Origin of the sequence: Trebonia sp. (genome assembly GCF_030042015.1) — a bacterium.
In the GTDB taxonomy this organism is placed as follows: Bacteria; Actinomycetota; Actinomycetes; order Streptosporangiales; family Streptosporangiaceae; genus Trebonia.
Map to the genome: position 1 here is coordinate 1 of NZ_JASIAL010000275.1, position 19,117 is coordinate 19,117.

Genomic DNA, 19,117 nt, shown 5'->3' on the forward strand with positions numbered 1-19,117 from the left:
GCGGCGTCGTCCTCGGCAACACGTGGTTCTGGCCGGCCGACCTGCGGATGACGGTGTTCAGCAGGGTGGCGTCCACGTCGTGGATGCAGCGGCAGATCCTGGACAAGAACTGGTTCGTCGAGCGGGTCGTGCCGCTGGGGATGGCGCACCGCCTGACGCCCGCTGAGATGGACCACTACCGCAGGGCACAGCCGTCAGCACAGGCCCGCAAGGGCGTCGCCGAGCTGCCCAGGCAGCTGCTGGCCGCGCGCCCGCTGCTGCGGCGCCTGGCCGGTGATGTGCCGGCCGCGCTCGGGGCCAAGCCGGCGCTGCTCGTGTGGGGGATGCGGGACCTCGCCTTCCGGCCCGCTCACCTGCTGCCCCGGATGCAGGCCGCCTTCGCCGACAGCGTCACCGTGGAGCTGCCGCGCGCCAGGCACTTCATCTTCGAAGACGCCCCCGAGGAGATCGCGCAGGCGGTCACCAAGCGCTTTGGCTGAGTGCGCGGGTCAGTGCGGGCGGGCGCGGGTCAGTGCGGGCCGGCGCTGGCTGGGCGGTCCTGGCCTGCCGGGTGGGCCTGGCGGGAACGCCGGCTGGCGGCCGACCGGGAATGGCGCTTGGCGGCCGACACCAGCTCGGCCACGCTGTGCTCGATGCCCTGGGCAAGCACGTCGAGGTCAGGGTTGGCGGCAAAGTCGCCGGTGACGCCGAACGTGACGTCGTCGCAGTACGTGAAGATCGAGATGCCGGTACGCACCGTCGTGGCGATGGGCACGTAGGGGATGATCTCCACCAGGCGGCGGCCCATCCCGTACAGCGGCTGGCGGGGACCCGGCACGTTCGTGGTGACCGTCACGATCTCCCGCTGGGCCGCGAGCGCGATCCTGACCCACCAGGACGCGAGCAGGTACGGGCTGTAGCTGCCCAGGCCGGCCAGCGTCTCGCCGACCATCGCTTCCCTGCTGGCCTTCAGTGACTGCAGCTCGGCGCGGACGGCCGCGAGCCGTTCCACCGGGTCGGCGATGTGGACAGGGAGATCGGCGACGACCGCCGACACCCGGTTGCCGTAGCTGTCCTCGTCGTCGGGCGCTCGCACCGAGACGGGAACCAGCGACGGCACCTCGTGCGATTCGGGCAGTTCGCCCCTGGCGAGCAGGAGCTCGCGGAAGCCGCCGCTGATCGCGGCCAGGACGACGTCGTTCATCGTGCCGCCGAGCTCCCGCTTGACCGTCCTGATGTCAGCCAGGGACGCCCGGGCCCAGGTGTAGCGCCGTTCCCTGCCGATCTGCCCGCTCAGCGAGGACCTGGACGCCGGCCACAGCGACGGCGTCAGTTTCGCGACGGCCCGGGCCGTGCCAGCTGCCTGCCGGAGCGCCCGGCCGGGGTTGGCCGCGGCCCGGCTCAGCGCTAGCGCCTGCCGCGCCGGGAGCGCGGCCATGTCGAGGGCAGCCCGGGCGGCGAGCAGGGCCGCCGACGGTTCGGCGGTCACGGTCCTGTCGTCGAAGGCGGCGGACGGCGAAGGCTCGGGCGCGAAGTCGAAGATCACCCGGTACAGGTCAGCGCCCGCGACCCCGTCGACCATGCTGTGGTGCACCTTGGAGATCAGCGCCCAGCGATCCGGCGCCAGTCCTTCGACCACCCAGTACTCCCACAGCGGGTGATCGCGGTCGAGCCGCTGCGACATCACCCGTGCCATCAGCTCGGCGAGCTGCTGGTCCCCGCCGGGCTCAGGCAGGGCCGTGCGCCGGACGTGATAGCCGAGATCGAAGTTCGGGTCGTCCACCCAGACGGGCCGCCCGAGGCGGAACGGCACCGTGCGCAGTTTCCTGCGGTAAACCGGCACCTGCGGCAGCCGCCCGGCAAGGTAGGCAAGGAACTCCTCGCGGGACGGCACCGGACCCTCGAGCACCGCGATCGACGCGATCGCCATCGAGGTGTGCCGGTCCTCGTCCTCCGCGTCGATGAACGCGGCGTCCAGTGGCTTCAGCCTGTCCATGACGCCCCCCTTTACTTCTCCAGCCGAGCTGGCGGTCAAGCATTCGGTCAAGCATCGACTGCCCCACTGACACGATAGGTTCCCTGGTTGCTCAGCCGTTGGGGTCCGTGGTCCCGCGTGCCGGGACTATCGGCCGCTGCGCGGCGGCTTGCGACAGCTTGCGGCGGCCTGCGGGGCTTACGGGGCTTGCGGTGGCTTGCGGGCTTGCGGTGGCTTGCCGCGGCCGCGCGCGACTAGGGCCGGTTGCGGCCGAGCCGTTCGTGGGCGCCGACCCAGTCCCCGGCGACGACCGCCGCGCCCAGCGAAAGCTCCCCGCACAATGCGGTGGCGGCGACGATCTCGGCGAACTTGCGCACTTTGCCGCTGCCGTAGCAGCCGAGGAGCTCCAGGCACTCGCGCTGGGTGGGCAGCCCGGTGCCGCCGCCGTACGTGGCGACGATCAGGGCAGGGATCGTGATCGAGTAGTAGTACGCGCCGCCGGGGAGCACTTCGGCGTACACGAGCCCGGCCGACGACTCGGCCAGGTTCGCGACGTCCTGGCCGGTCGCGACGAACATCGCGGCGATCCCGTTGGCGGAGTGATTGCCGTTGTTGTTCACGCCGGACAGCAGGCCGCCCAGATTCGAGAGCTGGCGGGCCAGGAACATCTGCTCCGGGGTGGTGCGCATGACCTCGCGGGCCAGTTCCGCCGGGATCGTCGCCTCCGCGGTGACCCGCTTGCCGCGGGTGTGCAGGATGTTGACCTGCGAGCTCTTCTTGTCCGTGGCCAGGTTGGACTCCAGGCAGAACCGGCGCACGCCGCGGTAGTGCGCCAGGATCCAGTCGCACGCCCGCGACGTCGCCTTGCCCGTCAGGTTCTGTCCCGCGGCGTCCCCTGTCGTGTAGTTGAACCGCAGGAAGATGAACCTGCTGGCCGAGAATTGCTCGATGTCGTGCAGGCGGCCGGCGCGGGTGGTCGCGTCCGCTTGCTGCCTGATGTCATCGAAGCTGGCCGTTACCCACTGCCCGAACGCCCTGGCCTCCCTGGCGCTGTCGAAGCCGAACGCCGGCGCCCGCTGCATCCGGTCGTCCATCACGGTGGTCTGCACGCCGCCCGCCGCGTGCAGCAGCTTCATGCCCCGGTTGTAGCTGGCGACCAGCGTCCCTTCCGTCGTTGCCAGCGGCACGTAGAACTCTCCCCGCGCGTGCTCGCCGTCCACAAGCAGCGGCCCGGCGATCCCGACCGGCACCTGGACGGCGCCGACGAAGTTCTCCACGTTCCCGGCGACCGCGGCGGGGTCGAGGCAGTGCCTGCCGATGTGCTCAGGACGGGCACCGGTGGCCTCGCCGATGAACTCCAGCCGTTTTGCCGCGGCGGCCCGGCTGTAGTCGTCCTCAAGGCGCGGGATCGGGCGGCGGGTGCGCGCCATCATCGTCACATCCCCTCCGCCCGCATCGTCTGCGTGCGGCACGCGGCCCGTCAGGGGCTTAGCGCCCGCAAGGGTCAGGACCGTCGACCCCTCTGCACCGTGCTGCTCAGTACTCACTATGAAAACAGGCGTGCCGTTTGCACCAGGGCTGCAACGGGGCGGCCCGGGCGGCATGCGCAGGGGGTTAGCATGCGCAAGGCTGCAATCTCAAGCGGGGTGCTCGGGCTGATCCTGCTCGTCGCCGCCGGACTGCTGGCGTGGTGGATCACCCCGTCGTTCGTCGCGCGCCTTCCTGGCGGCTACAACAAGACGCGGACCTACGACGCGACGATCGCCATCATGGTCAACCCGGCGGCGCTCACGACCGGCAACCTGGCCACCGCCATCAAGACGGGCGTGCCCGCCACGCTCACCGAGACCGTCAAGGTGCAGCAGACGTCGGGCAACACCGCCCTCGTGCAGGACACGAGGAACATCACGACGTCCGGCGGCACGCTTGTGCACACCGTGACGTACTACGCGGTCAACAGGCAGACCCTGGAAGCGGTCAGCGGTTACCCAAGCGGCTGGCACGTGACTGCCGCCAAGGGCCTGACCGTGAGCTGGCCGCTCGGCGCCAGGCAGCAGGACTACACCGGGTGGGTGTACCAGACCGAGACCACCACGACGCTGAAGTACGTCACGCAGGCACGCCAAGGCGGCATCAGCACCTACGTGTACCGGTCGGCGGTCCCGCCGACGCCGGTCAGGAACCCGCAGCTGCTTGCCACCCTGCCGAAGTCGCTGCCCAGGTCCCTGCTGCCGCGGCTGCGCGCGGCCGGGGTCCTCCCGGCGGCGGACCTGGCCGCGATGGCCAAGGCGTTCCCCGGCACGACGCCGATCCCGCTCGGCTACACCTATCAGGCGGCCGACACCTACTACGTGGCGCCCGCCACCGGGCTGGTCGTCAACGTCGCCAACGACGAGACAGTGACCGGCGGCATAGCCCTGCCAGACGGCACGATCATCCCGGTGTTCCCTGTCCTGGCGTACACCTACCACGCCAGCCCGGCCAGCCTGTCGGCGGCGGTGAACGACGCGAACAGCGGCAGCGCCGCGATCACCACCTGGGGAGTGACCGTGCCGATCGCGGCCGCCGCGGTCGGCTTCGTCCTCGTCGTCCTCGCCGTCTTCCTGTGGGTGCGGGGCAGCAGCAGGGGCCACCCGACCGGGACGGCGCACCGTGAGCGCCACCCCTCCCCCGCGGGCGGCGCCGGCTGACCGTCACCCGCCGGGCGGCTCGGTGCGGCCCCGCTGGCCGAGCACCTGGGCCACGTGCTCGCCCAGGGCCTCCTGGACGTGCTCGGACATGGCCTGGGCGAGCATGGCGTCCACCACGATCTGGGCCAGCGGCCGCAGCCGCCTGACGATGGCCGCCGCCGCGGCGATGTCCTCGCCGTGCCGCGCGCGGTCCTCCAGGTGGGCGGCGACCACGTGGGCCGCCACCGTGGCGGCCATGTCGCGCGCGACCGCGTCCACGTGCACGCGGAGCCGTTCGGCCAGGTCGAGCACGGCGGGCAGCGTCATGCCTGCCGCCACCATCTCGGCGCCCGCGCTCAGCAGCCTGGGGCTGGGCACCCGGTAGCGCCCGCCGTCCGGCTCCAGGATGCCGAGAGCCACGGCCCTGGCCCGGTTCTGCGCGGTGTCCTGCGCGCCGAAAGCCTCGCGCAGCTGCGCGGCGGTTACGTGGCCGGCGATCTCGTCGGACCACGGGTGCCCGACGGCCGACTCGAGGTCGAGGATCTCGGCGAGGTCGCCGCCGCGTTCCCAGACGGCCAGCATCTCGCCGATGTTGGCGAACGTGTAGCCGCGCCGGAGCAGCTGGCCGATGAGCCGCAGCCGGGCCAGGTGCGCGTCCGTGTAGATGCCTACGCGCCCGTCCCTGCGGGGCGGGGCAAGCAGCCCGCGATCCTGGTAGACGCGGACATTGCGCACGGTCGTGGCCGCCAGCCGTGCCAGCTCGTCGATGCGGTACTCGCCCATGGTCTCCCGACGGAAAGTCGCCCGAACCTTGTCCGATTGCATTGAGACAATGCTCATTGTAACATTGATCGTGGCCAGTGTGGCTACTGATCAACACGGCCGGAGGGTGAGCGTTGTGCGTCGTGAGACCCTGCACAGCCTGGCCGCGCGCTCGGCGTTTGCCGGGCGGACGGCGATCGTCACGGGCGGGGCGGGCGCGTTCGGCTCGGCAACGCTGCGCGTGCTGCGTTGTCTCGGCGCCGACGCGATCGGCATCGACCGCGTGCCAGGCGCCGGGGTAGTTGCCTGCGATATCGGAAACGATGAGCAGGTCAGCGTGGCGGTCGCCGAGGCCATCGGGCGGCTGGGCCGGCTGGACACGCTCATCCACTACGCCGGAGTCGGACCAGCGGTGGACGTCGGGCAGCCGGCGGGCGCGGACGTCAGGGAAGCCCTTGAGGTCAACCTGCTCGGCACGTGGCGGGTGACCGCCGCCGCCCTGCCTGCGCTGCTTGACGCCCGCGGCCGGGTGATCGTCACCGCCTCGCTGCTGGCCGGCGTGACGATGCCGTTCAGCGCCGCCTACACGGTCTCCAAGCGGGCCCTGACCGCGTACGCCGACGTGCTGCGCATGGAGTACGGCACGCACCTGCGGGTGACCACGGTCTACCCCGGGTACGTCAGCACGGCGATCCACGATCGCTCGCGCGCGGCGGGAGTGGCACTGGACGGCCTCGTGCCTGCGGAGAGCGTCCGCGACACCGTGCGCACCGTCGTGCGGGCCGCCGCGGCGCGCAAGGCCCCGCGCGACGTCGCGTCGACTCCCGCTGGCACGGCGGCGTTGCGGCTGGCCAGGCACGCGCCAGGCCTCCTCGACCGCGCGGTGGCGGCGCGCCTGCGCCAGCTGGTCGCCGCGCGGGCGTTCGACGACGCCGGGCTGGCCGCCGGCCTGCGCGAACGGCACGGCGCCTTCCAGGCTGGCGCGGGAGCCGCGGATGCCTGACGTCACGGTCGCGATCATCGGGTCCGGGTTCGCCGGCATCGGCATGGCCGCACGGCTCAACCGCGCCGGATTCACCGATGTGGTGCTGCTCGAACGGGCCGCCGACCTCGGCGGGACCTGGCGGGACAACTCCTACCCCGGCGCCGCCTGCGATGTCCCGTCGCACCTGTACTCGTTCTCGTTCGCGCCCAACCCCGGCTGGACCCGCAGCTTCTCCCCCCAGCCAGAGATCCTGGCCTACCTGCGCCACGTGGCCGACGGCGAGGGGATCACGGCAAAGATCCGGTTCGGCGCGGAGGTCACCGCCGCCCGCTGGGAGGCGGCACCCCGGCACTGGCGCGTCGAGACCACCGCGGGCACGCTGACGGCGCGGTTCCTGATCTCCGCCGCTGGGCCGCTCAGCGACCCGATGATCCCCGGCATCCCGGGGCTGGACACCTTCGCCGGCACCGTGTTCCACTCCGCCACCTGGGACCACGGCTACGACCTGACCGGAAGGAACGTGGCGGTCATCGGCACGGGCGCCTCGGCGATCCAGTTCGTCCCGCAGATACAGCCGGTGGTGAGCCAGCTGACCGTCTTCCAGCGCACTCCCCCGTGGATCATCCCGCGCCACGACCGGCGGCTCTCCCGGCCAGAGCACTGGCTGTTCCGGCACGCGCCGGTGACGCAGCAGATCGCCCGCGCCGGCATCTACTGGGGGCGGGAAGCCTACGCGCTCGGCTTCGTCGAGAATCCGGAGATCATGCGGAAGGCGGCGGCCCTCGCCCTGCGCCACCTGCGACGCCAGGTCACCGATCCGGAACTGCGAGCCCGGCTCACCCCGTCCTACCGCATGGGCTGCAAGCGGATCCTCATCTCCAACGACTACTATCCCGCCCTCACCCAGCCGAACGTCTCCCTCGTCACCGACGCCATCAGGGAAATTCGCGAGAAATCGGTGCTGACCAGCGACGGCACCACCCACGACGCCGACGTGATCATCTTCGGCACCGGTTTCCACGTGACCGACTTCCCGGCCGCGCAGCGGATCTTCGGCGCCGATGGCGTGAGCCTGGCGCGCCGCTGGTCCGCCGAACCAGGACAGACCGCGTTCCGCGGGACGACGACGGCGGGCTTCCCGAACCTGTTGGTGCTGACCGGCCCGAACACCGGGCTCGGGCACACCTCGCAGGTCTTCATGATCGAGGCGCAGATCAGGTACGTGATCGGCGCGCTAGCCCACGCCCGCCGCCACGGGATCGACCGCATCGAGGTGCGGCCTGCCGCGCAGGCCGCCTATGACCGGGCGGTGCAGCGGAAGATGCGCCGCACCGTCTGGGTCACCGGTGGCTGCGCGAGCTGGTACCTGGACGCCAGGGGCCGCAACGTCGCCCTCTGGCCGGACTTCACCTGGAAGTACGCCTGGCAGACCCGGCGGTTCGACCCGTCCAGCTACGACCTGGCCGCGTCGTCCCTGCCGGCCGCCGCGGCGCCTGCCCGCTGAGGAGTTCCGCCGGGGCGCCGCAGCGTATCCCGCAGGGTCTCCAGCGCGGTGAAACGGGGAACCCAGCCGAGTTCCCTTTTCGCACGGGTGGTGTCCATGATCGGCGGATTGCTGGCCGCCTCCACCCACTGCGCGGCCGGCGGCAGGAAAGGCAGGACAGCGACGGCCCGTGCCGCGGCCCGCGCGCCGGCCCGCACCAGGCGGGGCGGCACGGGCAGCGGGCGCAAGCCAAGCTCGCGCGCGAGGATGCCGCCGGTGACGACGCCGTCCGCGGCGATGTTGTAGGCACCGGGCGGCCCGGCGGCGGCGACGCACTGCAGCAGCGCCTGCCCCACGTCCTGTTCGTGCACGAGCTGCACGGGCAGTTCCGGTGCCGGCACAGGGAGCGGAATCCGCCCGGGCCGCGTGGACCACCGGGCCAGCGCACGAGCCGCCGCCCCGAGCGGGCCGCGCGGCAGGCTCTTCCCGCCGACGGCGTGCGGCCCGAGCACGATCGACGGGCGCAGGACGTACAGGGCGGGCGCACCAGGCGCCGCGGCCCGGGCCTGCAGCAGGCGTTCGAGCGCGGCCTTCTCCCTGGCGTAGAACAACCGGGCGGCGGGGCGTACCGGCCAGTCCTCGGTCATGCCGACGGGATTGTCCCTGTGAAAGCCGTAGGCGGCCACCGAGGAGGCGTAGACGAAGCGGCTGACGCCGGCCGCCGCCGCGGCGTCGAAGGCGTTAAGCGTGCCGTCGATGTTGACCGACCTGATCGTCTGCCCGGAGGCGGCGCCGGTCACCTGGAACGCGAGGTGCACCACGACGTCGGCGCGGCCGAACGCATCGCGCAGCACCCGCGGGTCGCGGACGTCGCCGCGCCGGTACTCCGCCTTGGTCCAGCCGCACGCGCCGGGGTCGAACGGGCGCCGTGCGACCCCTGTCACGTGCGCTACCCGGTCATCGGCCTGCAGCAGGGGCATGAGGCCGAACCCGAGGGTGCCGGTCGGGCCGGTCACGGCGACCCGCAGCGCCGTCGGCGGCTGTGGTGTCACCAGCTATCACGACCGGCGGGTCAGGCTGCCTGGCCGGGCTGTACCGGTTCCCGCGGTTCGCAGTCGGCCCAGACCCGGTCGAGGAAGCTGGCGATCTCGGCGGTCAGCCGGGCCGGGCGCACCCACAGCTCAGCGAACGTGCGGGTGCGGATGAGCCTGGCGTTCGGAAGCTGGCTCGCGAGACGCTTGGCGTCGGCGAACGAGTGGACGAGGTCGATCCCGTGCCCGAGGACAAGCGCGGGCACGGTGATGGCCTGGCGCTGTTCGACCGTCGGGGCGAGCGGTCCCACGATGATGCCGTGCAGGATGGCGGCGATCTCAGCCGGATCCGATCCGACGGCGCCGAGCAGCGAGTCGAGCGGGCCGATACCCGACGAAGGCAACCGGGAGACGACGCGGGAGACCAGCCGCAGGATGGCCCGCGCGTAGTGCACCTCGAGCAGGAGGGGCACGAACGTGAGCGCCGCCGCCGGGGCGGCGGACTCGAGCACCGGCATCTCCAGGACCAGCCCGCGGACGATCTGCGGCGCCCGCACCGCGGCGAGCAGGCTCACGTTGGTGCCAAGCGAAACCCCGCCAAGCACCACCTGGTCGACGCCGAGCTCGTCGAGCAGGCACAGCACCTGGTCGGCGTAAAGGTCCATGCGGTGGGCGCCGGCCTGCCGGGGCTTCTCGCTGCGGCCGTGGCCAAGCAGGTCGAGCAGCACCACGCGGTTGCCCCTGGCGGCAAGTGCCCTGGCCAGGCTACGGCTGAGGTTGGCGTCGAGCAGGATGCCGTGCAGCCACACGAGCACCCGCTCTCCCGAGCCGTAGACCTCGTAGCTCAGCCGGTGCTCGCCGTAGGTGAGCGTGTGCCGGGTGCCCTCCGCGCTGGGCCGCCGGCCACAGCGCGCGATCCCCGCGATGCCGGAAGACCCTGCGCTGATGACGTTCGTCCCTACTCACCACTTCCGTAACATGGCAATTTTCTAGTAACAAGCATAGCGCCGCAAAAGAAACGGCAGGGGGCCCAGAGCACACGGGGGGACTGGATGAGCGAGGTACAGAAGGCCCAGCCGGAGCACTGGCTCACACTCCAGTCCGCTGGTTCAGGCAGTCCGTGGGGATGCCGGATCGAAAGCGTGGGCGTCAAGCTTCCCGCCCAGCGGCTGACGACGAAAGACCTGATGAGCAAGACCAGCCATCGCACCCGTATCCAGCTGGAGCGATTGACCGGTATTCACGAACGCCACGTTGTCGGGCCTGGCGAAACCTCATTCACCCTGGCGACCGGGGCGGCCCGTGACTGCCTGTCCCATTCGCGGCATCAGGCGTCAGACATCGAGATGCTGATCAGCACCAGCATCAGCCGCTCTAAGGGCCGGTCCTCGCAGTCGTTCGAGCCTCCGCTGAGCCTGTACCTCAAGCAGGCGATCGGCGCCGCGCAGGCGACGAGCTTCGACCTCTCGAACGCGTGCGCCGGCATGCTGACCGGGGTGTTCATCCTGCAGAATCTCATCTCGCACGGCGAGATCAGCTGCGGCATGGTGGTCTCCGGCGAGTACATCTCCCATCTGAGCTGGAACGCGGCACGGCAGATCCGCTCCCTGTTCAGCAAGCAGCTCGCGTCGCTGACGCTCGGCGACGCCGGCGCCGCGGTGCTGCTCGAGCGGGCGCCCCGCGGTTCTGGCATCGACGTCATCGGCTTCACCACCCTCGCCGAGCACAGCCGGCTGTGCCTCGCCTTCCCCAGTTCCGTGGGTCCGGGGGCGCAGATGTACACCAAGGCCCGGACGCTGCAGCGGGTAGCGATCGAGGACACGGCGCCGCTGGTCGCCGAGACGATCAGGGAAGCGGGGATCGACCTGGCCGACATCGACTACATGATTCCCCATCAGACCTCGGCCCGGGCCATCCGCGCGGGCACCGACGCATTCGTGCAGCGGCTCGGCGCCAGGCCGAAGCACGTGGTCATCAACATCGAGGAATACGGCAACACGTCGTCGACGACGCTGTTCGTGGCGCTGTACAAGTGCCTGCAAGAGCAGAAGATCCGCAAGCACGACCGCGTGATGCTGCTCGCGCTCGCCTCGGGCATCGAGATCGGCATCGCCATCTTCACCATCGACAACCTGGCGGATAGCTATGGGCACGCACATTGAAGCCGCCTGCGCGCGTGTCGGCAACGGAGGACGCAAGGCGACCGCGCGCCGCCTCGCCGACGACGCCGCCCGCGCCTGCCTCACGCTGGCCGGATGCCGGCCCGCCGACGTCGACATGCTGATCAACGTGGGCGTTTACCGGGAAGACAGCATGGGCGAGCCCGCGCTCGCCGCCCTCATACAGGAGGACATCGGGGCTAACCGGGGTCAGCCGCCCGATGGCGGTGGACGCGGCCGCTCCGGTACGTTCTCGTTCGACCTCCTCAACGGAGCCTGCGGCGTGATCACCGCCATCCAGGTCGAGTCGGGCTTGCTTCGCGCCGGCGCCATCCGGCTCGGCACCGTCGTGTCCAGCGACGTGCCGCCGGACCTCGCCGGCCCCGGGGCCCCATTCCTGCGGCCGGCCGGCGGCGCGATCCTGCTCCGGTGGGACGACAGCCCCGCCGGGTTCACCGACTTTTGCACGCTGACGTTTCCCGAGTACGAGGACCTGTTCACCAGCGGGCTGGAATGGCGGGAACGGCGCGGAATCCGCGGGCCACGGGAGGGCACCGGACATAACCGGATGGTCGTCATCGTCAAACCCGGGTACCTGGCCCGCCTCGTCGACTGCGCCGAGGAGGCGACCCGCCGCTTCCTGCGCCGTCTGGGCCTGGGCGTCGAGGACATCGACCTGCTCGTCCCCGCGCCTTCGGTCCCTGACTTCGTTGACCCGCTGCGGGCAAGGCTCGCCGTCCCGGGCGACCGGGTCGCCTACACGCCGGAAGACCTCGAAGGCAGCCACACCACCGGCCCCATCGCCGCCCTGCAGGCGGCCATCAAGTCGGGCCGCCTCGGCGAGGCCCGCAACACGCTGCTGCTGGCGGCCGGGGCAGGCATCACTGTCGCCCTTGCCCTGTACCGCCAGGAACCTGAGCGCAGGGTTACCGACCTCAGTCGTTGACCAGGACGGCCGCCCCGTCGAAAACGCCGGCCTTGAGGTCCTGCAGCGCCTGCTGTGCCTGTGACATGGGGTACACGTGGGTGGTGGCCCGTACGTGGTACCTGACGGCAAGCGCCAGGAACTCCCGGCCGTTGTCCCGCGTGTTGGATGTGACGCTGCGCAGCTCCTTTTCGTAGAACAGCTCGCGCTCGTAGTTCAGCGGCGGCGTGTCGGTCAGGTGGATCCCGGCGACCGCGAGGACCCCGCCACGGTCCAGCGCCCGCATCGCGACCGGCACGAGGTCCCCGACCGGCGCGAACAGGATCGCGCTGTCCAGCGGTTCGGGCGGGGAGTCGTAGGCGCCCCCGGCCGACGCGGCGCCAAGCTCGAGCGCGAGCCGCTGGGAGGCCTCGCCGCGGGTCAGCGCGTGGACGGTCGCGCCCTGCGCCAGCGCCACCTGGGCGACCAGGTGCGCGCTGTCACCGAATCCGTACAGTCCGAGCCTGCCGTGCTCGGGCAGCGACGCGCGCAGCAGCGCCCGGTAGCCGATGATCCCGGCGCACAGCAAAGGCGCCAGCTCCACATCGGCGACGTCGGCGGGCAGCCGGTAGGCGAACGGCGCCGGCACGGTCGTGTACCGCGCGTAGCCGCCGTCGGCGTCCCAGCCGGTGTAGCGCGAGTCAGGGCACAGATTCTCGCTGCCGCGGCGGCAGTAGGCGCAGGTCCCGTCGGTGTGCCGCAGCCACGCCACCCCGACCCGCTCCCCCAGCGCGTAGTCCGTCACGCCGTCACCCAGTGCCGCCACCAGGCCCACGACCATGTGACCGGGCGTGACGTGCGGACGGTGCACCGGCAGGTCACCCTCGCTGACATGCAGGTCGGTGCGGCAGACGCCGCACGCCAGGACCTGGACAAGCAGCTCGCCGGGAGCCGCCGCCGGCACCGGCTTCTCCACGTACCTGAGCGGGCCTGTCTCGATCGGACCCGGCTGGCTCACCTCCCACGCCCGCATCGTCTCCGGGCTGCCAGCAGTCATTCCCCTACCCCTCCCGCAGCGAAGGCCTAGGCCAGCCAGTATGCGCCATGCTGGCTGGCAGGCGAATCACCGGATCGGGACTAAAATGCGGCCACGCTCCAGTCTTGGTCAGCCAGAGATGACAGTGATGCGCTGGCGGGACGGCGTGGTGCCAGCGCCACACCCCGGACCCTGGTCGTGCCGATTATTGCGAAGACTCTTTCATCAACAGCCCGGTTACGTCCCGTGCGGTGAGACCAGCGCATCGTCTACATCGAAAGCGCCGCCGCCTCCGGGCTGGACGCGACGGCCGCGCTGCTCAGCGCCATCGGCTCGGAGACATGACGGAAGGAGGTGCGGGATGACGACCCCCGGCCCGTCCCGCGCCCGCTGGCGGCGCTCCACCTGCAGCGGCACCAACGGCAACTGCGTGGAAACGGCCGCCAGCACGGCAGTCACCGTCCGCGACAGCAAAGACCCCGACGGCACCCACCTGGCCTTCACCCCAGCCGCCTGGCAGGCATTCACCGCCACGGTCAAAGCAGGCACCCGCCGGGCCTGACGCATTCCAAGGTCAGCGCGCCCCGTCACGCGCAGGGGGGCTTCCCCCTGCGGTGCCAGCCGGAACTCGTCGAGGCCTGGGTGCAGGCGACCCGCGAGTCCGGGAGTAGATGAGCCCTATTCACAGGAATGGCCGCCCGGCTATCTCCGGACCGCCTTCCCTGTCTCTGGTAAGGAAATAGGAGCCGATCGTGGCGTACGCCGTGTCCACGTAGTTGGTGTGGTTGGCCGCCGTGTTGATGTCGCGGAACGCCTGCTCGATCCGGCGCCCCCGGTACACGGCGCTCGATCCGGCCATTTCGAAGATGAGGCCGACTGCCTCCTTCGCCGCCCTGACGGTGAAAAGGTTCGCCTCGCGCAGGCGGACCCGCAGTTCGAGCGCCAGTTCTGAGTGCGCCTTGGCGTCCTCGTAGGCGGCGCGCACGGTCTCGTAGAGAAGTGCCCGCGCGGCGCGGGTCACGGCGTCGGCGCGGGCGAACGCGATCTGGTGCGCCTGCATGTGCCCCATCGCCGCGTGCCGCATCGACCCCGCGATCGGCTTGGTGTTGACGGCCTCGACGAACGACTCCGCGGCAGCGGACGCGACGCCGAGCGCGTGCGCCGCGTGACCCACTTCCGGCATCTCCTTGATCCGGAACAGCGCCCGGTCGTAGATCGAGGCGCCGAAGAGCTCCGCGTTGACCTGATCGTCCGGGACGAAAAGGTCGGCTATCTCGATGTCGCCGCTTCCCGTGCCACGCAGGCCGAGACCATCCCAGGTGTCGATGACGCGGGCCTGGTCGGCCGGCCATATCGCGAGCAGGCGCCGCGGCTGACCGTTGGCGTCCACGATGGGTGACCCGCCAGAGTCGCAAACCGCCGACATCCCGCCCAGCCAGGTCGCGAATGGAGAACCGCTGGCGAACGGCCACCGGCCGCTGATGCGGTAGCCGCCCTCGACCCTGACCGCCTGCCCGGCCAGCCGTCCCAGGTTCATCGCGAGGATCAGCCGCCCGCCCGTGCGTTCCCTGAAACGCTCGAACCGCTCGGGGTCGAGGAACGTCAGCCCCACGCCCGAGTTGATGAACGCCAGCCAGCCGACCGACGCGTTGACCCGCGCCAGTTCCTCGATCAGCTGCAGCCACTCGAGCGGCTCGACTTCCAGGCCGCCGACCTCGCGCGGGAGCATCGCCCTGAAGACGCCGGCGTCGTGGAGCGCCTCGACGAGCGGCGCCGGCATCCGCCCTTCCTCCAGAGCCTCCGCGTGCTCGCGGATCAGCGGCTCGAGGGAGTGCGCGATCTCGATGAGCGGGACACCTTCGCCGTGAGTGACTTCGATCGCATCGGGGTCGGAGATGGCCATCAGGATCGATCCTCCGTCGCATCTGCACCGCATCGACGGGTGGACCCGCCACGACGGGAAGCTAACACAGATTCGCGGGCACGCCAGAAGGGACCACTCCAACTCTGCACATGCCCACCCTGATCGGCGGTTGACCATCGAAACGACTCTGGACCTATGATGACGGACAGTGTCCGCCGCTCACATTCGCGTTTCATGACAGTGTGAGCTTGTCTAAGCCATGACGAGGCGCTGAAGGTGGTGAAGTGATGAGCGACCAGATCCATATGGTCATGAGACTGTCCGGCGACGGTAGCGTCTACGCCACGTCACCACAGGCCCCGGGGCTGATTTACGGACGGCAGTCGCTGCAGGAGTGGCGTTCGGGCCTAGAGGACGTACTCTCGTTTTACTTCGAGCGACCGGGCCCTTTTGATGTCATCGAGCATCACGAACGCCATTACGACGTCGATGGTCGTGAACTGGTCACTCGTCTAGCGATGGATGAGCATCGCGACCAGCGCCAGGTGGTGTATGAGCGCATCGGCCAGGTCCTGCGGGTACCCGGCCAGGCGGAGTCACTGGTCTCGGCCGTGACGAACACGGTCGGGGAAGCTGTCTATGTATGCGCCGTGCCGTCCGACACGCTGGCCTGGCTGGCCGCTCAGCTTGACGGTCCCGGTGACGCGGTTATCGTGGCGCTGACCATCGCAGACCAGTTCCTGAAGATCCCGGTTGTGACACCGCCACACGCGATTCCCCTTGAAGTGGCCTAGGACGCAGGACTCCGGGGCGGCCTGCCCGGACGGACACGCCCGAAATCCCGCCGACCTCCCGAGAACGGGCCGGGACGCACTGTGCGGGCGACCAGGCGGCTAGGGTATGAAGCTATGGCGGATGACGAAGCCGACGACGCCCGGCGGGTGATCGAGCTCTTGAGCGAGGCGGAATGCCTGGAACTGCTCGGCGCCGGCGGACTTGGCCGCCTGGTCTACAACGGCCGGTACGGGCCCACCGCGCTGCCGATCGTGTACAAGATCGACGAAGGGTCGATCGTCTTGGGCACGTGGGACCCCGTCCTCTTCGACGAGGACCTGCGTACCGGTATCTCGGAGGCCGAGTACCAGGTCGCGGTGGAGGCGGACCAGATCGATGTGGAAGCGCGCGAGGGGTGGATCGTGCTGGCCCAAGGGGCGGCGCATCACCTGGACACCGAAGCCGAGCGCGCGCCGTTCACCGACGCCGGGCTCGAGCCGTGGATCGAGGGGGTCAGCGCGCACTACATCCGCGTGAATCCCACCCGCATCTGGGGCAACCGCACCCGCAAGGCGTGATGCCCGGCCGGCACGGCAGCCGCCAATTGCGTCAAGTGACTCAAGCCGTCGCGCACCGCTCCTCGTTAGCCTTTGGCGGTGGGGACCCCAACGCCAAAAGGCTTGGCGTTGGGGGTCCCAGCAGCAATCGGGCGGGGTCGTTGGGGGCCCCAGCACCATTCGGGCGGGGTCCGTGGCGGCCGCCGCCGGGGTGAGCCCTTGGACCGCGGGCCGCACAGGGGGAAGCCATGATGAACGTGGACCTTAGCGGGCAGACCGCCGTCGTGACCGGCGCGAGCCGGGGCATCGGCCTGGCTGTGACCCGCGCCCTGGCCGCCAGCGGCGCCCACGTGATCGCCGGGGCGCTGCACTCCTCGGCCGAACTCGGCAAGCTCGCCGCGGAAGGCGCGGTCACGGCCAGCGAACTCGACCTCGCCGCGCCCGGCGGGCCGGCCGGCCTGGTCGCGCTGGCCGGGACGCGGATCGACATCCTGGTCAACAACGTCGGCGGCGCCCCGCCCAGGACCTCGGGGTTCCTCGCCATCACCGACGAGGAGTGGCTCGCGACCCTCAACCTCAACCTGATGACCGCGGTCCGCGCCACCCGCGCCGCGCTGCCCGCGATGCTTGCCGCCGGCCGGGGCGCCATCGTGAACGTCTGCTCGGTGAACTCCGCGCTCCCCGACCCCGCCGTCATGGACTACAGCGCGGCGAAGGCCGCCCTGGCCAGCTTCTCCAAGGCGCTGTCGAAGGAGGTCGGCCCGCACGGGATCCGGGTCAACACGGTGAGTCCCGGCCCGGTCGCCACCGACCTGTGGCTGGGGGCGGGCGGGGTCGCGGCCACGGTCGGGCGGGCGACAGGCGCCCGGCCCGAGGACGTCGCGAGCAGCGCCGCGAGCGCGATGGTCACCGGCCGGTTCAGCCGCCCCGAGGAGGTCGCCGACCTGGTGCTGCTGCTGGCAAGCGACGTCACCGCCAACGTCACCGGCGCCGATATCCGCATCGACGGCGGGCTCGTCCCGACCTGGTAGCGCGCCGCCTCACCCGCGCCGCTGGTCGATCAGGCGGTCGTACGCCGCCAGGAACTGCTCCGCCCAGCCGGTGTCTTCTTCCAGCCCCAGCGAGTACACGTACCCGGTGCGCAGCGCGGTCAGGACGCGCGTCGCCGCGGCCGGATCGGGATGCCCGGCCGCCTGCAGCAGGGCCTGCGTCGTCGCGTTGACCCACCGCCGCTGGTCGATGGCCATCTCGCGGACGGGGTGGTCCGGCCGCCCGTACTCGGCGGACGCGTTGACGAACGTGCAGCCGCGGTACTCGTCGACGATCCCGTCCTCGGTGAACGCGACACCCCACTCGTGCAGCGCGCCGCGCGGGTCGCCCGGGTGGCGGTCGATGATCGCCTGCACCGCCGCGCGCGCCAGCTGCTTGCGCTGTTCCAGGTAGGCCAGGACCAGGTCGTCCTTGGACGGGAAGTGCCGGTAGAAGGTCACCCGCGTCACCCGCGACTCCTCGATGAGCCGCTGCACACCGATCGCCTGGATGCCGTTCCCGTAGAACAGCCGGTCGGCCGTCGCGAGGATCCGCTCCCGCGCCGTGCTGGCCTCCTGCTGCCGCCGCCTGGCGAGCGAGTCTGCCCGCCGCCGCCGGACGGCGCCGCTGACCGGACTTGTCACTGAAGCACCTCGTTCGTCAAGAAAGATCTCGCGCTCAGCATCCCGGAAGGACTTGTGATCAGGCCGCCGATGACCCCATCATATATGTAGAAGGAACGATCGGTCTACATCGATCCTGCTATACGGACAGTTGACCGTTGCGCCCGGAGCACCCCGCTGGCGGAGGCCGCGATGACAGACGATTGCTGGCCGTCGGACCTGGTCGGCCGTGACGGCGAGATGTCCGCGATCGCCGCGATGCTGCGCGGCGCCGGCGGGTCGGGCCTGCTGCTGGCCGGTGAGGCGGGCATCGGGAAGTCGGCGCTGCTTGACGCGGCAGCCCGCGCCGCCGGCCGCGATGGCCGCACCGTGCTGCGGGCGACCGGGGCCGCGTGCGAGGCGGCCGTGCCGTTCGCCGGGCTGCACCAGCTGCTCTATCCGCTGACCGAACGCTTCGGACTGCTCGCACCGCCGCAGCGTAAGGCGCTGCTTGCCGCGTTCGGCTGTCTCGACGGGCCGACGCTGCAGGTCTTCCTGATCGCCATCGCCACCCTCGAGCTGCTCGCCGACGCCGCCGCCGGCAGCGGGCTGCTTGTCGTCGTCGACGACCTGCACTGGATCGACGACGCCACCGGGCAGGTGCTCGGGTTCGTCGCCCGCCGGATGGCGACCGAGCCGATCGCGCTGCTCGGCGCGACGCGTCCCGGGTTCGATGACCCGCTCGCGGGGGCCGAGGTGCCCGTGCGGGTGCTCCGCCCGCTGCCGCGCGCTGAGGCGGAGCGGGTGGTCCTGCTGCGGCACCCGGACCTAGATGAGCGGCACCGCGACTGGGTGGTCGACCATGCGGAAGGCAACCCGCTCGCGCTGGTCGAGCTGCCGCTGGCCGCGGGCGCCGGCGAGGCGGGCAGCGATGTCCGCGTCCCGCTGACCGCCCGCCTCGAGCGCAGTTTCGCCGAGCGCGCCGGCGCGCTGAGCGGGCCGGCGCGCTCGGCGGTTGTCGTCGCGGCGGCGGCCGACAGCGACGACTTCGCGGAGATCACCGCGGCCGTCGCGCTCGTCGTTCCCGGCTCGGGCGCCGGCGCGCTGTGTGACGCCATGGACGCCGGCGTGCTCGCGGTCTCGCAGGAGAAGGTCACGTTCGGGCACCCGCTGATGCGCTCGGCGATCTACCAGTCCGCCGACGCGGACCTGCGCCGCCGCGCCCACACCGCGTTCGCCGCGGTCATCGGCGCGCAGCCGGAGCGCCGGGCCTGGCACCTGGCGGCCGCGGCGCCCGTGCCTGACGAG

At 71.1% G+C, this 19,117-nt stretch carries 19 protein-coding genes; 11 read left to right on the plus strand and 8 right to left on the minus strand.

Annotated elements, in window-relative coordinates; genetic code table 11:
- The coding region (locus Q1N79_RS14820; RefSeq protein WP_300609458.1) for a hypothetical protein at nt 1-479 on the plus strand (479 nt) is incomplete at its 5' end.
- Nucleotides 480-508: 29 nt separating this feature from the next.
- Here the strand turns inward: Q1N79_RS14820 and Q1N79_RS14825 are convergent.
- Nucleotides 509-1,975 carry a wax ester/triacylglycerol synthase family O-acyltransferase gene (locus Q1N79_RS14825; RefSeq protein WP_300609460.1) on the minus strand — a complete coding sequence of 489 codons (1,467 nt, stop codon included), beginning with the start codon at nt 1,973-1,975 and terminating at the stop codon, nt 509-511.
- Nucleotides 1,976-2,208: 233 nt separating this feature from the next.
- Nucleotides 2,209-3,387, minus strand: coding sequence for a hydroxymethylglutaryl-CoA reductase (locus Q1N79_RS14830; RefSeq protein WP_300609492.1), 1,179 nt, complete (start codon nt 3,385-3,387; stop codon nt 2,209-2,211).
- 186 nt (nt 3,388-3,573) lie between these two features.
- Here Q1N79_RS14830 and Q1N79_RS14835 point away from each other — a divergent pair, with 186 nt between their 5' ends.
- Entirely contained in the window at nt 3,574-4,644 is a 1,071-nt protein-coding gene (locus tag Q1N79_RS14835; RefSeq protein ID WP_300609462.1) for a porin PorA family protein, read from the plus strand.
- A gap of 3 nt (nt 4,645-4,647) precedes the next feature.
- Here the strand turns inward: Q1N79_RS14835 and Q1N79_RS14840 are convergent, their stop codons facing one another.
- The gene (locus Q1N79_RS14840; RefSeq protein WP_300609494.1) at nt 4,648-5,406 is read right to left on the minus strand and encodes a MerR family transcriptional regulator; all 759 of its coding nucleotides are present in this window, start codon (nt 5,404-5,406) and stop codon (nt 4,648-4,650) included.
- 115 nt (nt 5,407-5,521) lie between these two features.
- Between Q1N79_RS14840 and Q1N79_RS14845 the strand changes: the two genes are divergently transcribed.
- Nucleotides 5,522-6,388 carry an SDR family oxidoreductase gene (locus Q1N79_RS14845; protein WP_300609464.1) on the plus strand — a complete coding sequence of 289 codons (867 nt, stop codon included), beginning with the start codon at nt 5,522-5,524 and terminating at the stop codon, nt 6,386-6,388.
- On the plus strand, nt 6,381-7,874 hold the full coding sequence (locus Q1N79_RS14850; RefSeq protein WP_300609466.1) for an NAD(P)/FAD-dependent oxidoreductase: 1,494 nt from the start codon (nt 6,381-6,383) through the stop codon (nt 7,872-7,874). Before Q1N79_RS14845 ends, Q1N79_RS14850 begins: the two co-directional genes overlap by 8 nt.
- On the opposite strand, the gene Q1N79_RS14855 is transcribed toward Q1N79_RS14850, so the two are convergent.
- On the minus strand, nt 7,823-8,905 hold the full coding sequence (locus tag Q1N79_RS14855; protein WP_300609468.1) for an NAD-dependent epimerase/dehydratase family protein: 1,083 nt from the start codon (nt 8,903-8,905) through the stop codon (nt 7,823-7,825). The two genes, Q1N79_RS14850 and Q1N79_RS14855, sit on opposite strands and share 52 nt — an antisense overlap.
- A 20-nt stretch (nt 8,906-8,925) precedes the next feature.
- Nucleotides 8,926-9,699 carry an alpha/beta fold hydrolase gene (locus Q1N79_RS14860; protein ID WP_300609470.1) on the minus strand — a complete coding sequence of 258 codons (774 nt, stop codon included), beginning with the start codon at nt 9,697-9,699 and terminating at the stop codon, nt 8,926-8,928.
- 327 nt (nt 9,700-10,026) lie between these two features.
- Between Q1N79_RS14860 and Q1N79_RS14865 the strand changes: the two genes are divergently transcribed.
- Nucleotides 10,027-11,046, plus strand: a complete 1,020-nt coding sequence (locus Q1N79_RS14865; protein ID WP_300609472.1) for a 3-oxoacyl-[acyl-carrier-protein] synthase III C-terminal domain-containing protein — start codon at nt 10,027-10,029, stop codon at nt 11,044-11,046.
- Nucleotides 11,030-11,989: a 3-oxoacyl-[acyl-carrier-protein] synthase III C-terminal domain-containing protein gene (locus tag Q1N79_RS14870; RefSeq protein WP_300609474.1), complete on the plus strand. Its 960-nt coding sequence runs from the start codon at nt 11,030-11,032 to the stop codon at nt 11,987-11,989. Before Q1N79_RS14865 ends, Q1N79_RS14870 begins: the two co-directional genes overlap by 17 nt.
- Here the strand turns inward: Q1N79_RS14870 and Q1N79_RS14875 are convergent.
- Nucleotides 11,979-13,004 carry a zinc-binding alcohol dehydrogenase family protein gene (locus Q1N79_RS14875; RefSeq protein WP_300609476.1) on the minus strand — a complete coding sequence of 342 codons (1,026 nt, stop codon included), beginning with the start codon at nt 13,002-13,004 and terminating at the stop codon, nt 11,979-11,981. The two genes, Q1N79_RS14870 and Q1N79_RS14875, sit on opposite strands and share 11 nt — an antisense overlap.
- A gap of 340 nt (nt 13,005-13,344) precedes the next feature.
- Between Q1N79_RS14875 and Q1N79_RS14880 the strand changes: the two genes are divergently transcribed.
- A complete protein-coding gene (locus Q1N79_RS14880; RefSeq protein WP_300609478.1) occupies nt 13,345-13,545 on the plus strand; it encodes a DUF397 domain-containing protein in 201 nt (66 codons plus the stop codon).
- Between the two features lie 120 nt (nt 13,546-13,665).
- Here the strand turns inward: Q1N79_RS14880 and Q1N79_RS14885 are convergent, their stop codons facing one another.
- Entirely contained in the window at nt 13,666-14,886 is a 1,221-nt protein-coding gene (locus Q1N79_RS14885) for an acyl-CoA dehydrogenase family protein (protein ID WP_300609480.1), read from the minus strand.
- 248 nt (nt 14,887-15,134) lie between these two features.
- On the opposite strand from Q1N79_RS14885, the gene Q1N79_RS14890 reads away from it, so the two are divergent.
- The 3 genes from Q1N79_RS14890 to Q1N79_RS14900 all read left to right on the plus strand — a co-directional run bounded on the left by Q1N79_RS14890 (nt 15,135) and on the right by Q1N79_RS14900 (nt 17,209).
- Nucleotides 15,135-15,641 (plus strand): hypothetical protein, encoded by a 507-nt coding sequence (locus tag Q1N79_RS14890; RefSeq protein WP_300609482.1) that lies wholly within the window; start codon nt 15,135-15,137, stop codon nt 15,639-15,641.
- A 114-nt stretch (nt 15,642-15,755) separates the two neighbouring features.
- On the plus strand, nt 15,756-16,199 hold the full coding sequence (locus Q1N79_RS14895; protein ID WP_300609484.1) for a pyridoxamine 5'-phosphate oxidase family protein: 444 nt from the start codon (nt 15,756-15,758) through the stop codon (nt 16,197-16,199).
- Between the two features lie 230 nt (nt 16,200-16,429).
- Entirely contained in the window at nt 16,430-17,209 is a 780-nt protein-coding gene (locus Q1N79_RS14900) for an SDR family oxidoreductase (RefSeq protein WP_300609486.1), read from the plus strand.
- A 9-nt stretch (nt 17,210-17,218) separates the two neighbouring features.
- Here Q1N79_RS14900 and Q1N79_RS14905 read toward each other — a convergent pair whose 3' ends face one another.
- On the minus strand, nt 17,219-17,851 hold the full coding sequence (locus tag Q1N79_RS14905; RefSeq protein ID WP_300609488.1) for a TetR/AcrR family transcriptional regulator: 633 nt from the start codon (nt 17,849-17,851) through the stop codon (nt 17,219-17,221).
- A 171-nt stretch (nt 17,852-18,022) separates the two neighbouring features.
- Between Q1N79_RS14905 and Q1N79_RS14910 the strand changes: the two genes are divergently transcribed.
- The coding region (locus tag Q1N79_RS14910) for an AAA family ATPase (RefSeq protein ID WP_300609490.1) at nt 18,023-19,117 on the plus strand (1,095 nt) is incomplete at its 3' end.